This is a genomic window from Archaeoglobaceae archaeon, assembly GCA_038734275.1.
In the GTDB taxonomy this organism is placed as follows: Archaea; Halobacteriota; Archaeoglobi; order Archaeoglobales; family Archaeoglobaceae; genus WYZ-LMO2.
In genome coordinates this window covers 268,141-283,258 of sequence record JAVYOO010000001.1, presented here as the reverse complement: position 1 = coordinate 283,258, position 15,118 = coordinate 268,141, and the positions used below count along the sequence as shown (strand labels likewise).

Annotated in this window: 14 protein-coding genes; 2 read left to right on the top strand and 12 right to left on the bottom strand. The window is 34.9% G+C overall.

Annotated elements, in window-relative coordinates; genetic code table 11:
* The first annotated feature begins 12 nt into the window (after positions 1-12).
* Positions 13-1,083, top strand: a complete 1,071-nt coding sequence (locus tag QXI54_01495; protein MEM0301828.1) for an integrase — start codon at positions 13-15, stop codon at positions 1,081-1,083.
* A 129-nt stretch (positions 1,084-1,212) separates the two neighbouring features.
* Here the strand turns inward: QXI54_01495 and QXI54_01490 are convergent, their stop codons facing one another.
* The 9 genes from QXI54_01490 to QXI54_01450 form a co-directional block, all read right to left on the bottom strand.
* Complete coding sequence (locus QXI54_01490; GenBank protein ID MEM0301827.1) at positions 1,213-1,440, bottom strand: hypothetical protein; 228 nt, start codon at positions 1,438-1,440, stop codon at positions 1,213-1,215.
* Between the two features lie 117 nt (positions 1,441-1,557).
* Positions 1,558-1,887 (bottom strand): YgjP-like metallopeptidase domain-containing protein, encoded by a 330-nt coding sequence (locus QXI54_01485; GenBank protein ID MEM0301826.1) that lies wholly within the window; start codon positions 1,885-1,887, stop codon positions 1,558-1,560.
* Positions 1,866-5,096, bottom strand: coding sequence for an HsdR family type I site-specific deoxyribonuclease (locus QXI54_01480; protein MEM0301825.1), 3,231 nt, complete (start codon positions 5,094-5,096; stop codon positions 1,866-1,868). Before QXI54_01480 ends, QXI54_01485 begins: the two co-directional genes overlap by 22 nt.
* Before the next feature lie 105 nt (positions 5,097-5,201).
* The gene (locus QXI54_01475) at positions 5,202-6,395 is read right to left on the bottom strand and encodes a hypothetical protein (GenBank protein MEM0301824.1); all 1,194 of its coding nucleotides are present in this window, start codon (positions 6,393-6,395) and stop codon (positions 5,202-5,204) included.
* 329 nt (positions 6,396-6,724) lie between these two features.
* A complete protein-coding gene (locus QXI54_01470) occupies positions 6,725-7,348 on the bottom strand; it encodes a DUF3800 domain-containing protein (protein ID MEM0301823.1) in 624 nt (207 codons plus the stop codon).
* A gap of 184 nt (positions 7,349-7,532) precedes the next feature.
* Positions 7,533-8,816, bottom strand: coding sequence for a restriction endonuclease subunit S (locus QXI54_01465; protein ID MEM0301822.1), 1,284 nt, complete (start codon positions 8,814-8,816; stop codon positions 7,533-7,535).
* On the bottom strand, positions 8,813-10,303 hold the full coding sequence (locus QXI54_01460) for an N-6 DNA methylase (protein MEM0301821.1): 1,491 nt from the start codon (positions 10,301-10,303) through the stop codon (positions 8,813-8,815). Before QXI54_01460 ends, QXI54_01465 begins: the two co-directional genes overlap by 4 nt.
* 58 nt (positions 10,304-10,361) lie before the next feature.
* Positions 10,362-11,855 carry an N-6 DNA methylase gene (locus QXI54_01455; protein MEM0301820.1) on the bottom strand — a complete coding sequence of 498 codons (1,494 nt, stop codon included), beginning with the start codon at positions 11,853-11,855 and terminating at the stop codon, positions 10,362-10,364.
* Between the two features lie 61 nt (positions 11,856-11,916).
* Positions 11,917-12,576, bottom strand: coding sequence for a hypothetical protein (locus QXI54_01450; GenBank protein MEM0301819.1), 660 nt, complete (start codon positions 12,574-12,576; stop codon positions 11,917-11,919).
* A 405-nt stretch (positions 12,577-12,981) separates the two neighbouring features.
* On the opposite strand from QXI54_01450, the gene QXI54_01445 reads away from it, so the two are divergent.
* Positions 12,982-13,665 carry a winged helix-turn-helix transcriptional regulator gene (locus QXI54_01445; GenBank protein MEM0301818.1) on the top strand — a complete coding sequence of 228 codons (684 nt, stop codon included), beginning with the start codon at positions 12,982-12,984 and terminating at the stop codon, positions 13,663-13,665.
* A gap of 258 nt (positions 13,666-13,923) precedes the next feature.
* Here QXI54_01445 and QXI54_01440 read toward each other — a convergent pair whose 3' ends face one another.
* The 3 genes from QXI54_01440 to QXI54_01430 form a co-directional block, all read right to left on the bottom strand.
* The gene (locus tag QXI54_01440) at positions 13,924-14,082 is read right to left on the bottom strand and encodes a hypothetical protein (protein ID MEM0301817.1); all 159 of its coding nucleotides are present in this window, start codon (positions 14,080-14,082) and stop codon (positions 13,924-13,926) included.
* 456 nt (positions 14,083-14,538) lie between these two features.
* The gene (locus QXI54_01435) at positions 14,539-14,661 is read right to left on the bottom strand and encodes a hypothetical protein (protein ID MEM0301816.1); all 123 of its coding nucleotides are present in this window, start codon (positions 14,659-14,661) and stop codon (positions 14,539-14,541) included.
* A 53-nt stretch (positions 14,662-14,714) separates the two neighbouring features.
* Positions 14,715-14,891: a hypothetical protein gene (locus QXI54_01430; protein ID MEM0301815.1), complete on the bottom strand. Its 177-nt coding sequence runs from the start codon at positions 14,889-14,891 to the stop codon at positions 14,715-14,717.
* Positions 14,892-15,118 lie beyond the last annotated feature (227 nt).

The following is a 15,118-nucleotide window of genomic DNA, read 5'->3' as shown; positions in this document are numbered from 1 at the left end:
CGATGTAATAAATTGCATTTTGCTCGCTCCAATACCTCTACCCCTTTTATAGAAGTTTCAAAGACAGAGATGCGCCGACCGGGATTTGAACCCGGGGCAGGGGCTCGGCAAGCATTTGAAGCAAAAGAAGCCATTAAAACCGAGAAACCTGAGACAGAACGTAAGACAACACATAGCAAAGTTAAAGAAGTTGAAGGTATTATTTTGGTTGAAGGGATTGATCTCAAAACTTTGGCAATCGATGAGTTAGGCGCAGAAATAGACAAACTTAAACCAATAACTCAAGAAGAAATCAAAAAGCTTAAAGACTCTGGAAAAGCCCAAGGTTTCTTAAAATACATGTTCAGCAAAGACACAGGTCTTAAAGCTATTCAACAGATGATATCAGCCATGCAAAGACTTTTACCCGATGATATCATAACTCCTGAAGATCTTGAGGATGTTGAAGCCACAAAACACTTAATCCGATTTCTCCAAAACTTCTTTACATATCTTGAAGAAAAGAAAGGAATAGACAAAATTAACGGTTTTAATTTGAAAGCTTGGCGTTCTGGAATTCCTAAAGAAGAAACAGGTATAGAAGAAATTTATCCGTCCGATCAAGATGTAATTGAAGCTTTCAATAAATGCCCAGAGCAGATTAAACCTTACTTTAAGCTTTTGATGTATTCAGGGATGCGATTGGCTCAGGTAGTCAGAGCATTGAATAATTTCGATGAAAGCAGGATAATAATCGATGCCAATGTCGGCAAGTATCCTTTAGGCTACATAAGCAAAGGTAAGAAACTCGGTTATTGGCTCTTTTTCCCTGCAAAATTTGCGGATAAGCTTACAGAAATGGCAAAAAAACCTTATGCTTATGACCATCTTGTTAAGGAGCTAAAAATAGGAAAAATAACCGCAAAGAGATTAAGGAAATGGCATGCGAACTTTTTGATTCGCCATGATATCGATACTGAGATCGTTGATTACATTCAGGGCAGAGCCTCTTTAAAGATAGGTTCAACTCATTATTTTGATATGACTAAAAGGGCAACCGAAAGATATGCCAAAGTTGTGGATAAGTTTCCGATTGAGCCTTAATTTTTTTAATTTTCTTTCTATAAAACCTTTTATTTTTTGAGTTTGGTCTCCTGGAAACGAAAAAGCCTTTAGGATTTTTATCGGATCTTTTATTTTAAGCTATAATCGCATTCTTCAAAGTGGAAAAGGTTAAACTCTTCTCCTATAATAACCCCTTACGTAAACTCTTCTTCCCTTTACTTTTCGGTAATGTGGCTTAATGTAAACCACATCGCTTGTGAAAACAGAAACAAATTCTGCATTCTTGAATTCAGTTTCTTCTCTTGGTTTAAAATCAGCTTTTCCCTTTTCTATCCTCCTCCGAATTTCCTTGTCCATTTTTTCTATCTCTTCATCAGTGTAACGTGGTAGATTCATAAGGTCACTTCTTTCCACTTCTGTAAATCTTTTTTGTATTCTTGCATCTCTTGATGTGATAACGTAATAGGTAATCCCTTATTTTTCCAAGACGATCAAAAGAATTCTCTTAAGAGGTTAAAAGAGTTCTTTTAATTTCAAAGACTTCTTTATCAAGTTTTCTTCGATCTCTTTAATTTCTTTATCCGTGTAGAACCTTTGCAATTCTCTGGCAAATTGATCACCGTGGTTCGCGTCCTTGACTTTAGCATGAACAAGTTCATGCCTTATTATATATCTCAGCTCTTCTTCGCTTATCAAATCGAGCAAATTCTTGTTAAGCCTAAGAGTTTTGGTTTTAAAGGAGAAAGATGCTATCTTACGCTTCATTGGAACTCTTCTCAACTTTATCTTTTCCTTCAAACCGAGTTCTTCCATTACTTCTTTCAGGATTTTTCTCGGATCCATAGCCTTTCTATTTCCTTTTCAAGGAATTCCGAAAGTTCTTCCATTATTTCCTTTGCCGTTTTTTCATCCAGAACCTTGAAAAGATCCTTAAGAAGAGCCTTTCTGATTTCGTTTCTGTCCGAAGGTTTCAATTCTTTGAGCTTCGAACCCATTATTTTTTTAACCGTGTTTAAAGTGTTTCCAAAGTCAACGTTGCAATTGCACTTGGCAAATGTGAACTGCCTAAGCGTTTCAAGAATTCTTTCAACTTCAGATTTTCCTTCCACTTTTTTATCGTATTCGTTCTTCTTCTGGAGCAATTCTTTTAGTCTTGAAAGCAAGATCTTGTTGTTTATTGCTTTATCAATCCATTCAATTCTGAGCTTTTCGATTCTTTCGAAGATCTCCTTGTAAACTGGATCATGCAACCTTTCCATAAGAGAAGCCCTTATCTCAAAGAAAAGATCCGCCACTTCGACAGTTATTATACCCCATTCCTCTTTCAACTCGTTTAGAAGCTCATCCACATCTCTCAGCACAACTTTATCGACTTCTTTTAAATCTTCCACAATTGTTTTGTTGTGAATGAATTCCAAAAGCTCGTTCCAGAACTCTTTGCCAAGCTTCGTTCTTTTTCCTGCGATTATTCTCTTTATCTTGTAGTAAAGCCACGCAAGGGCTTCTATATCCTCAACGTATAGAAGCTTCTTTTCATAAGCACCAAGGGCTTTGTATAGCTTTAAAATTGCTCTTATGTCGTTAACGAGCTTAACGATCTTTGCTGTATCTTCCTTTTCAATGTTCAGCATTGCAATTGTGCTTAATTTAGCCTCAATCGACTCTTTTAATCCACTTTTCAAAGCCTTTTTGACATCTTCGAGTTCTATTCCAAGCTTTAAGCCACTAAATTCAAGAGATCTGAGTTTTTCACAAACGTCTTTGAATTTGGATTTGAATTCCTCGAACTTTGTATCAATCGGTATAGCTATGTTCTCCTTGAGATCTTCTGCGATTTCTTCCTGTGCAAGAAGATTATAGAACGCCATCGTCTTAGCCAAATGCTCAATTAATCCAACCGAGTCAATAACGAGCCCAAATTCTTTGCCTTCGTATGGTCTGTTAACCCTTGCAATCGCCTGCAAAAGCCTGTGCTCGTAAAGTGGTTTGTCAAGATACATGACCTTCAGCTTTGGAGCATCAAAACCCGTGATCAGCATGTCCGTAACTACAAGGATCCTCGGATTTTCCTTTGCTAAAAATTCCTCTCGTATTACTTTGTTTATTTCGTTCATATCTTTCTCTTTTCTTTTATTCATTAGTTCTTCTCTGTATTCGATTATCTCCTTCTCGGTGTCGTTGTGGTTGTAAGTCATCACTACTTCAACCCATTCTTTTGCTTCTTCGCCAAATTTTGCAACGAGATGCTTTTCTAACGCCTTTTTATAGCGAACACATCCAATTCTGTTTACTGCAACAACCATTGCCTTGAATTTGAAATTGTTAGTGTCTTCTTGGATTCTGTTCGCAATGTATTCTGCAACCTTTTCGATTCTCCTCTCGTTGAGCAGGATTACCCTTGCTTTGTTTATGTATCTACTAACTTCAGCTTTGGAAATGTTTCCTTCGAGCAGGTCTTCGATTCTACCTTTCTTTTCCATGTATTCCTCTATGAATCCCTTTATCTCATCTTCCTTCAGCTTTATTTGAATGCCTTCAGCCTTTATTTCCCCTTCTTTTAAAACGTGATAGGAAATTGGCAAAGTGAAGCCATCCCTTACAGCATCGGCGATGAAATAAACGTCGAGGTAAAGTTCTCCTTCTTTTGGATAAGAGAACTCTTCGAACGTATTCTTTTCATGCTTGAATATCGGAGTTCCAGTGAAGCCAAAAGCAATCGAGTTCGGAAAACAGGCTTTCCTCATTGCTCCAAGAATACCGTATTGTGTTCTATGGGCTTCATCTATAAGGAAAAGAACGTTTCTCTTCTTTACCCCTCCAAGCCTTAAAAGCTCTTCTTTTTTGTCATTTTCAAGTCTCAATCCCTTAAGTTTTGCTTCTTCCTCACCAAACTTCAACAGCAATTTATAGATGCTTTTCTCTTCATCTCCACCTTTCTGGAATTTCTGAATCGTTGTTAGATAAATTCCTCTTTCAATTACTTTGTTATCGATTTCGCTTCTCTTTGCCCTTTCGAAGATTTCCAAAAGATCTTCTATCCTTTCAACTTTCTCAAAGTTGTTTTTGAAGTTCTCTTCTTGCACAGCTTTAAAGAACTTATCATGTTGCGTTTCTAAGTCTTCTCTGTCGACAACGAAGAAAACAATTGGATGAGTATGCCAGAATTTATCAATGAAGCAGTTTGCGATGAAGAACATAGTATACGTTTTTCCCGATCCTTGCCAATGCCAGATAAGACCTTTGCTTTTTCCACCATTCAGATGATCCTCAATTCTTTTCATTGCCTTCTTTGTTGCAGAATATTGATTGTATCTTGCTATTAGTTTCGATTTTATCCCCTTATCCTTATCGTAGAGGTAAAAGATGAAATACTTTAGGAATTCAACAATTCTTTCAGGCGTTAGCAAATCGAAGATGTTGTTCTGCTTATTTACTCTCCAGCGAAAAGCTGGAATGTCTTTCTCTTCTCTTCTCCAATTTGGCATCGTTGCTGTGTAAAGCTTCTCGTCTCCGTAAGCTACCGCAAATTGAACAAAATTGAAAAGCTCTGGGCTGAACATTTCGTATCTCCTTATTTGCTTCAAAGCTTCAGTATGAGAATACGGAATAGCTTCAGACTTCGCTTCAATTATCACTACTGGCAAGCCATTGATGAAAAGGGTAAAATCAGGCTTTATGTTCTCAGGTGAACCCTTAAACTTTGCTTCATGAAGGAAGAAGAAAAGATCATCGCCTCCTATGAGCTTTACGGATTTGATTTCATCTCCAATTTTCAAAGGGACGCCATGCCTTAGGAATGCAAGAAATCTTTCTTCTGTTGCGTTTTCAAGCTCGGTCTTCAAATCATCAAGAATTTCCCTTTTCTCGTCTTCTTCAAGATTTTCAAGAAAATCGTTTATTTCTAAAACTTTTTTCTCGAGGATTTCTGAAAAGTAGAATTCAGGAATTAAATCGTTTTCCTTGAATTTCAGGATTTCATGCCCATTTTCCCATCCAAGTTCTTCAAGTTTCTTTTTTATTTCTTCGTGAACTTTAGCTTCTGTTTGGAGCATCGAGATAATTTTGGATTTCTAAAATAAAAATGTTTCGAATTGGAACCATTTTTTCTCTTTAATCTCATTTATCATTTCATGTTCTTCATTCTTTAACTTACCCTTTCAGGGACTTTTCAACCAATTTTTAAACTTTGGATGGGCTTTTACCCTATCTAAAAGTATTCGAACCTCTTTATCACGTTTTATGTCATTTATAGCCTTCTTGATCGTTTTTAGTTTTCTATCATCGGATTTAATGTCTTTAATCGGTTTTAAATGTTTTTCAATCGAGTTGTGCAATGGGAAATATTTTAGTGTAACCGCATTGAGCATATTAATACTATTTTTAATAAATGTTTCCAATATGGAAGCAATCTTCTCAAAGTTTTTTGTTATATTCATCTCAAGATAGTTGATATGCTTCTCTTTTCTTGTGTCGGGATATCTAAGGTTGTAGAGATAAGAAAACAATACTGAAATAAAAGGGAGGGTATAAGCAAAGAATATTATGTTTCCGATGAAAATCTTTTTGGATTCGTCAATTCCTGATGGACTTAGGAAAGATTTCAAGAACTCATAAAATTCAATAGCGGACGGGATAAACATATCCAATAACACTATATCTTCGGTGCCTAATCTTTCAGAAGGCTTTTCAAGAATCTTTACTACGTATTCGAATTTCTGTGAATTAAAATTAATTAGCTGTAAAATTTTTTCTTTATTTGGGCTTTTTCTAATGCGGTCAATTAATAAAGTGTAAATTTTGGATGAAGTATGTCCTATCTTTTCTATTAGCTTTTTTTCTTCGATTATTCCCAGAATCATCCCATAAGCTTTCATCATTTTCTCAACTGCCATCCCCAAATGCTGGATATACCCGTCTGGATCTTTTTCTAAACATTTGTAAAGAATTTTAGCACGTTGAAGTTCTTTTAAGGCGTCATTTAACCAATCTTTGATTATTTCGTCTTGTTTCTCAAATAAATTTATATTTTTGTATTCTTCTATAATTAGGTGAAGGACTTCCTTCGCCGATTGCTCAATTTTGATCTTATCTTTTCCCTTTAATTTTCGTCCTAACTTTATTTCATATTCTTTTATCGTTTTTCTTACTTCCTGTTCAGAATACGTAGAGATCTCTTTTTCAAAATAATCCAGAATTTCATGAATTGTATAGAGCTCATTAAGATGTTTTTCTTCAAAAATTAATGCTGGATAAAGTTCTTCCTCAATATAATTAGCCAATTCTGGTTTTGAGACTTTATCTTCTTCAATTTTCTTTAGAAAGTCAAGGTATTCGTTTAAGGTGTCAACCATCAAATTTATTTTTAGATCTTCTAAGTAAAACTTTCGGTTATATATATTTTGAATTCTCTTTTCAACTCAAATCGAACTTTTACAACCAAAAATCCATGATCTTTCTTCATCCTTTCGATTTTTTCAATATTTTTTGATTTGCTCAACCAAATTCAATTTTAGAAGTTGCTGAATTAAGCATGTGGCTAATTTATTAAATTAAGTTAAAAAGAAAGGATTATATACTTTATTAAGCTACTTTAATTGGGTAAGGTCGGGCAATTTGCCCCCTCCGTCCGAAACGATGAGGCCCGCGTAAGCGGGGTGGGATGGAGTAGGACGGGGCCGATTTAAAACCATTTTCTATCCTCGTATCTAAGCTTCGGTTTGATTATGTCGTAGAAGTCGGTTAAACCTCTTTCATAGCGTCGAAAAATAGCTCCTGCTACAAAATCCGCTATTTGCAATCCGGGATTTTGCTGTGAGTCCTCATGAGTAATATCTACTCTCTTTAGGATTTTGCAGTTGTTGTAAAGTCTTGTCTTGAAATAGTGGTCAAAATCAGCCCTCTGTTCCCTGCTCATTATGAATTTGTCCACTACGATTTTGAAGGCTTTTTCTTGGGCGTAGTATTCCAGAGAATTAGCCAAAAAGCCAGTTAAGTAGTTATGCAATTTATCTTTTTTGTCCCTAAGGTAATCGTAAACTTTTCTTTTCTCAAGAATGATTGCGGAAAATAACATGTCGCTTTCTACCGCTTTATTGAGCAGTTTCTTCCTCAATTCATCGCTTGATCTTGAAAACTTAAACTCAGAAATATCTTTTTTCTTTTTGTGTAAACTCTTCCTAACGCTTTTAATAACGCCTCTTGGAATTCTCAAGTCTTTAACTTCCACGGTTGCGATAACATAAAATTTGCTCGACTTTTCTGTAAAACCAAGATCTCCGCTTTCGTCTATGAAGACATAAATCATTGGTCTTTAAAATGAAAATGACGATTTAAATATTACGTTATAATTTCGAGTAGAGCCTTTCCAATTTTTCTCTTTACGATACAGCTTACTCATTTTTGACAGAACTTTGAAAAGGTAAAATGGAAAAACTATGCTTGGCACTTCTTTAGCACAGTGTTGATAAAGAAACTCGGAATCGAATCCTTCAGGTCTCCTTCAACTTAATCCGAACTTTTCCAGTAAGAAGCAAATCCATCAGTCCTTGCTTGATTCTTTCTAATTTTACCTTTTCGTTTCTTTCAAGTTCGAGTTTTTTATCGACTGTGGAAAGAATTTCAGCGATTTTTTGTTGTTCACTTGAAGGTGGTAATGGTATTCTAAGTCTCTCAACAGAATTTTTAGGAACTCTTTGCCTACCAGTTGTCCCTCTCATAGAAAATTCAAGAATTTTTCGGAACTTACTAAGTTTCAGAATATAAAATAAAAATAGTTTATCAATTCCTCGACAAACAATCGGAAATACTTCTGTTGTTGCAAGTGCAAAACCATTTGGCACGTTCAACGGAACTATGCCTTGTTTCCCATTCTCAAAACAAGGGGTTATCTTTGAAAGCAATAGATCGCCAGCTTCACAATAGGTATAACTTTTTACATCTTTTACATCTCGTATTTCGTATTTCACGAAAATCTCGACATCAGGAATAAGTTCCATTGGTATGAAAGCAACTTTATCAAGCTCGCTTAGTTTTTTTATACCTCTAATTTGAGCAACGTCACTTAGTTTTACAACTTCCCAATCCTTCGGTATCCTCCCAATCTCAGTATCCTTAAACTCCTTGTGCCCTATCCCTTTCGTCAAAAGCTCTTGCATCAAGCCCCTCTTCAAGCGTTCAGTCTTAGCTATGACCTCGTTTGTTTTCTGAATGGCTTCATCAACAGTTGAAAGAATTTCAGCGATTTTTTGTTGTTCTGGAAGGGGTGGAAGAGGTATAAGGGTATTTTTGACTATTTTGATATCTAAATGCTTTAGAGTAATGGTTTTTGCTTGCCTTTTAAACTGGAAGGAATATATTTGGAGAGCATAATAGAGGTATTCTTCATCAACATTTTTCTTATTTAATCTTATAGCTGCTATATTTTGACTAATTGAAACAGGAATTTTATTTATAACAATTTTTCCAATAGTCCCGTACATCGATAAGAGAATAGAATTTTCTGGAATAAGAAGCAAGTTGGAACTTCTCAGCCCCAACTCAGTTATTTTTTCAGAAGTATCATACAAATAGTGATCGACTTTAGTCATATCTTTTTGCGTTACAAATGGTATTTCCCCGTTCCAATATTCTTCTATTTTTTTTAACGGGGTGCTACCCGACTTAACGAGGGTGGAAACTTTCTCATCTCCGAGCTTCACAACTTCCCAATCCTTCGGTATCCTCCCAATCTCAGTATCTTTAAATTCCGTCTCCTTGTAGAACTCTATTTTCATTTAATCGCCTCCTTTATCTGCTGAATGTATCCCTCCAGCTTCGTCATTATTTCAGCTCTCTCCATTTCAAGTGCTTTTAGCTCTTCAAACTCTTTGAATACGTCTATCTCTTCGCTTTTCTCTAATGGGAAAACGTAAAGCGTAACGTTAAGATTGAAATCGTTCTTGGCAATCTCCTCCAAGCTTACGACTTTAGAAAATCCTTCGACATCTTTGAATTCTTTAATTGCATCATATATTTTTTTAATATTCTCAGAAGTCAGAATGTTCAATGCCTTTTCTTCGGGATGCTTTTCGAATTCGTTGCTCGCATTAATAAATATAACTTTACCCTTTTTATATTCGGGTTTATTTTTGTTGAAAATAATAATACAACCTTGTCTTTCTTGCTTATCTTTGAACAACTTTGGCGGAAATAGAACAACAGCTTCGAGCAAATCCTTTTTCACGATCTCTTCTCTGATCTTTTTTTCTCTTCCTCCTCTGAAAAGAGCTCCGTTATCCAAAATTATCCCGACTTTCTTTTTTGCAAAGAAAAGCATCAGCTGAATCCAAGCCCAGTCCATCGAACTACTCGGCGGAAAACCGTCTCTTGCAAAGGTGGTGTAGATCCTCTTCACTTTCGGATCTTTTAAGGCTTCTACGTTGTAATCCTGATTCCATGGCGGATTTGCCAATACGTAGTCGCATTCTCCGAATCTGGGATTTGAAAGACTGTCACCAATGAAGATCTCGTAATCCTTGATTCCGTGCAAAACTAAGTTTAATTTTGCAAATAATGCTGGTTCGGGGTCGATATCTTGACCAAATAAAAGAATTTGTGGAGTTTCTTTTTGCGATAAAAATTTCCAAGCCTCAACGAGTATAGTTCCAGAACCAACAGCAGGATCAAGAACTTTTACTCCGTTTTCTATTTCAACTAATGTTACCAGCAACTTAGCCAGTTCTCTTGGTGTGTAGTTTTTTCCTTTTTTAGATTTTTCTGGTTCATATTTTCTCAGAATGTAGGTATAACCAAGTCCGATTATATCAGAACCTGCATTTGAAAAGTTTAAGGAATTAAACACTTTCAAGATTTCGTTTATGTTTTTTAAGTTCTCATTTGTGTTCAAGAATTGCAACTTAAGAGTATCAATAAAACTTTCAAGTTCATTGAATCGCTCGTTGAGTCTAGATAATCTTTTAATAGAATTGGCGAGTTCCATCATCGTCTCTTTCTTTTTCATCACCTCATGCCAAGTCAATAGCTTCTGCTCTTCTTCATCAAATAGAACGTAGAAATCTTGATTTGCAAGCAAATAGGCTTTAGTTTGCGTATATCCTTCCTTTTTGTAATCTTCAACCGCTTTTAGCCACTTGTCGCTTAAAGCCTTGTAAAATAAGAACAGTAATAAAATTTTGTAACTTATAGCTCCTTGAATGAATTCAAAAGTCTTATCAAGAGATTCTAAGAGTTCCTTTTCACTTAAAGTTTCTCCCAAAGACATCAAAATATCTCGCATTTACAAATTTATATCATTTTCGAGTAATCATGAGTTCCACTTTTCATTTATATGCCTTCAAGATTTCTTCAACAAAGTTTATAGTCTTGTTTAAAACTACTTCCCTCTCAGCCATTAATTTTTTGAGCTCCTCTATCTCTTTACTCAGATCTATTTCCTCAGATTGCTCAATTATGAAAACGTAAAGCGTAACGTTAAGATTGAAATCGTTCTTGGCAATCTCCTCCAAGCTTACGACTTTAGAAAATCCTTCGACATCTTTGAATTCTCTGTAAGCGTTTACGATCCTCTCAATGTTCTTTTCTCCGAGTTGGTTGAGCCTTTTGATTTCAGAATGCTTTTCGAATTCGTTGCTTGCGTTTATGAAAATCACTTTTCCCCTTCTTTCCTCGACTTTTCTCTTGTTGAAGACCATTATGCATCCCGGTGCACCTGTGTTGTAGAACAGCTTTTCAGGAAGTAAAATCACAGCTTCGAGCAAATCCTTTTTCACGATCTCTTCTCTGATCTTTTTTTCTCTTCCTCCTCTGAAAAGAGCTCCGTTATCCAAAATTATCCCGACTTTCTTTTTTGCAAAGAAAAGCATTAGCTGAATCCAAGCCCAGTCCATCGAACTACTCGGCGGAAAACCGTCTCTTGCAAAGGTGGTGTAGATCCTCTTCACTTTCGGATCTCTTAAGGCTTCTACGTTGTAATCCTGATTCCATGGCGGATTTGCCAATACGTAGTCGCATTCTCCGAATCTGGGATTTGAAAGACTGTCACCAATGAAGATCTCGTAGTCTTTGATTCCGTGCAGAATTAAATTCATCTTTGCAATTATCCCCATAAGATCATTCCTTTCCTGTCCGAAAAGCTTTAAATCTGGCTTTTCTTTTTTTGCAACATAGTTCCAAGACTCTATCAGCATGCTTGCAGAACCAAGAGCAGGATCAAGGATTTTTGATCCATTTTCGATGTCGAGCAATCTTACAAGCAGTTTAACAACTTCCTGAGGAGTATAGTTTTCACCTTCCTTAGCTTTCTCAGGTGCAAAGTAGTTCAGGATCCACATGTAGGCATCGCCAAGCACATCATAGGAAATCTCTGAGAAGTTGAATGTGTTGAAGATCTCTGAAATCTTTTGAATGTTGTGAACGTTTTCAGAATTTACAAAACTCTTAAGTCCAAGAACTTCGATGAGCTTTTGCAGATCAGAAAGAGTTGGATTTAGCTTTGATATTCTGATCAAAGCATTTACCAAGTCTATTATCGTTTCCCTCTTTTTCATCACTTCATGCCAAGTCAATAGCTTCTGCTCTTCTTCATCGAATAGAATGTAGTGGGTCTCGTTTGCAAGCAAATAGGCTTTAGTTTGAGTATATCCTTCCTTTTTGTAATCTTCAACCGCTTTTAGCCACTTGTCGCTTAAAACCTTGTAAAATAGGAAGAGAAGAAGAACTTTGTAATCAACCCCACCCCTTATGTAATCCGCACCCGCCTTTAAAGCTCTTATGAGTTCATCTCTTGTAGGAGAACTTCCTAAATTCCATATCATTAACCTAACTCCAAGTTTTCAAATTTTAAGATTTGTGGTCTTTTTTCCTTTGGAGATTTTCTCAGCTACTTCTAATCAAATTTCTAACCTCTTTCTTCGAAATTTTTGTGCCAAATTCTTCAATCTTATCACTAATCTCTTCTATACTATCCCCAGCTTCATACCTTTCTCTGGCATAGATTTTTACGTCAGTAAGATTCATTTTTTGTTCAAATTCTGGAGCTTCTTGATATGGAAGGATTCCAATTCTCGTTAAATCCTCCAATTTAACGTAATTTCTCAAATAATCGTAAATCCTCTTGTAGTCTACTTTGTAAATTATGTTTTTATTCTGAAGAACTTTTTCGAGCTTAAGAAAACCTGAATCTACTAAATATGAAGTATATTTCCTCTTGGTTCTGACATCTATTCCGAAAAGTTTCTCGATCAGACTTTCCAAGTCAAAGTGGGTAACTTCATAGGTAAATTTTTTGACTAACTCTATCAAAAGTTGAATATGTTTTTTGCTTGGATTTTTAACCACCTTTTTTATGTGTTCGTTTTCTTGCGTTTGTGTTTTTTCGACTGAATCAAGATAATGTTTAATGGCGTTGCTTAATTCATATCCTAAAAAACCCTTAAGCTGTCCATATTTTGCTACAACGTATTTTCTAAGCTTTATTATTTCTTCCTTTCTAATATAAAGACTGACTTTGGTAAATTCGTCCTTTTTATCATCCATAGTTCATCCCTTTTTTAGAAATTTTCAAAATAAAACAAACTTGGTTTTTTAATACAATTAGTTACTTCTTCATATCTTGAAAAACTTACAGACTTCAAGACATTTGCAAAAACTAATAAATTATAAAAACTAAGAAATTGTTGTTGTATTGAATTCTGCATAGAAATAAAAATCTCTAAAGCTTCTTTCAATACTTGCCCCTTATCCATCCCAGAATTGCACATACACATAAATTTTGACAGCATCGATTTCATGACTCCTTCGAAAGTTTCAAGTCGTCTACCCTTGTTTAAGCATTCTTCAATTATGGGTTTCATAATTTACTTAAGTCCATAAGATACTTAAATTTTTCTATTTTTGGTATTGAACCTAAAACTTAATATAGCTATTAGTATACTTAGGTTTATGAGTAAACCCAATGTAACTCAGAAAATTATACTGGCATACCTTGCAAGCAAGTTAGGGAATAAAGCAAGATTCCTTGAAATGAATGAAAAGCTGAAAATATCCAAGGCTACTCTTTCAAGGAACCTAAAAGACTTAGTAAATTCGGGTATCCTCGAAAGAAAAGTTGAATCAGAAAGTAAAGAATATCCTCCTCCTGTATATTATAGCATAACCGAGAAGGGATTAGAAATGTTGAAGGAAATTCTACAAAAAAGCGAATTGGAAGTAGAATATAACGATCAGAAGAACGAAATAGTCATCGAAACTTCTGAGGATTTATATGCGATAATAAAAGCTATTTCGGCTTCACAAGATCAACTGCCTGAAGATTTTCTTCGAACGTTATTACATACTGCGGTAAAATATCTTAATTACACAGGGAAAAAAGAATTATCTGAAAAAGAGATGCTTTTAATAAACTTATTTTATAAGCATGGATTTGGAGAATTGATAAGAGACAGTCTCAAAATAGAGGAAATGAGGAAATCTTTAGAGAACTTGCAGAAAATGACACAAGATTCCGAGATACTTGAGGAACTTATTAAAACAAAGGAAGAAATAGAAAAAATGAGGCAAAAGTTAGAAGAATTAATTAGATCAACATTCGAGAAAATTAAGAAATTTGCCGACGAAGAGATTTAGTTTTATAACTAATAAATTTCAAATTTTGAACTTTTCAATTCGTATTCAAATAAATTTGTAACTTAAACTTTTACAAAATGACATAATAGGCAAAGTTGATTTGTTTTAGGCTTCTGTGGTTTCTTTCTATGACTTTTTTAACCCATTCTGTTTTTACATTTCATATCTCTTCCACTTTTTCTTCTGAGATTTTCCCCTGAATTCATTATTTTCCCCTATGTTTTCCAGTTCTTCTTCTTGTTCTGGTGTATTTTCCCCTTATTTCCCTAAATTTTCTACTTGAATTTCTTCTTTTTCTCTTTTTCTCCTATGTTGCCCAGTTTTTCCACTTGAAATTATATACTCCTTACATCTTCTTCTTTTCCTCCTAACTTCCACAAAAAAGCAAAAATGTAAATTTGGAATTTCAAGAATCAATATCTGAACTTCCTTTCTAACTTTCTCCTTAAAGAGATCACGAGAACTGCAACTGTAATCGCTGAAACAACTTGTCCAAGCAAAGTTAAGAAAGGCAAAGACAAATTCTCTTGCTGACGTCTTTAACTGCAAAAAGTGAAAATAAGAACAAAGAATATCAAAAAATCAGTCTTTTAAAGCTATTATCCATTTTTTAAAGTTCTTGCTGTGGATTCTTTTCAGCACAATTTCCTTGAAGAAGAAATTTCCAGTCATAGAGCACGGATTCATTTCTCTTTATAGTTGCCTTTTTCAGTAATCTGAATCAGATAATTGATTACCTTGTCATAGCTTTTCATTCTAATTTCTATTTTTTAACGAATCTAACTTTATCAGAGTTGAACTTTTAACCGAAACTTTCCACCAGCCTTTTAGCATATATTCATGGACTCGTGGAATATTATAAAAGATTGGGTTTTACAACTTGGAAAGTTCCCTAAAAGTATCGTCATATTCTTTAACTACTTCTTTGAAGATTGCCTCATATTCAGGTCTAAGCTTTGGTTTTCTTTCACTTCTTCGATTTACTTTTCTTTTCATACTTTTTACTATGTTTTTTCAGCCATATAATTATTTCGTCAATAGACTTGCCCTTATCCGCAAGTTCGATTAGGAATCTTATAGCCTCTTCTCTTTACCCATGAAACAGCGAAATCGAGGACACCATAATTCAAAATGCCTTTTTCTCCACCGTATTTCTTGATTAATTTGTTGTGAATAGCTATTACTTCCTCAACCGTTATAATTTTCTTTGCTTCTCTTTTAGCCATAGCTTCGTCCTCCTAACGATTTCAAAGACTTAGTTGCCATAAATTCGTATTTCATGCTTTTTAACTTGGATTCAATTCCTTGAAATTCGGAATCATTTGCGAAATTTTAAACCAGTCATGGTATCAGGATTTTAAAAAATTAAGTAGATTAAGTCAAAATAGCAATTATCCGAGATTCTTTTGGGATTATTTTAAACCATTACAGATGTTCTGTCCTATCTCTTTAT

Excerpts from the sequence above, each read along its gene's own strand:
- QXI54_01445 (MEM0301818.1), top strand. The coding sequence starts at position 12,982 with ATGAGTAAACCCAATGTAACTCAGAAAATTATACTGGCATACCTTGCA.
- QXI54_01470 (MEM0301823.1), bottom strand. The coding sequence starts at position 7,348 with ATGATTTATGTCTTCATAGACGAAAGCGGAGATCTTGGTTTTACAGAA.
- QXI54_01475 (MEM0301824.1), bottom strand. The coding sequence starts at position 6,395 with ATGGTTGACACCTTAAACGAATACCTTGACTTTCTAAAGAAAATTGAA.
- QXI54_01465 (MEM0301822.1), bottom strand. The coding sequence starts at position 8,816 with ATGAAAATAGAGTTCTACAAGGAGACGGAATTTAAAGATACTGAGATT.
- QXI54_01435 (MEM0301816.1), bottom strand. The coding sequence starts at position 14,661 with ATGAAAAGAAAAGTAAATCGAAGAAGTGAAAGAAAACCAAAGCTTAGA.
- QXI54_01450 (MEM0301819.1), bottom strand. The coding sequence starts at position 12,576 with ATGGATGATAAAAAGGACGAATTTACCAAAGTCAGTCTTTATATTAGA.
- QXI54_01490 (MEM0301827.1), bottom strand. The coding sequence starts at position 1,440 with ATGAATCTACCACGTTACACTGATGAAGAGATAGAAAAAATGGACAAG.
- QXI54_01430 (MEM0301815.1), bottom strand. The coding sequence starts at position 14,891 with ATGGCTAAAAGAGAAGCAAAGAAAATTATAACGGTTGAGGAAGTAATA.
- QXI54_01480 (MEM0301825.1), bottom strand. The coding sequence starts at position 5,096 with ATGCTCCAAACAGAAGCTAAAGTTCACGAAGAAATAAAAAAGAAACTT.
- QXI54_01455 (MEM0301820.1), bottom strand. The coding sequence starts at position 11,855 with ATGATATGGAATTTAGGAAGTTCTCCTACAAGAGATGAACTCATAAGA.
- QXI54_01485 (MEM0301826.1), bottom strand. The coding sequence starts at position 1,887 with ATGGATCCGAGAAAAATCCTGAAAGAAGTAATGGAAGAACTCGGTTTG.
- QXI54_01460 (MEM0301821.1), bottom strand. The coding sequence starts at position 10,303 with ATGTCTTTGGGAGAAACTTTAAGTGAAAAGGAACTCTTAGAATCTCTT.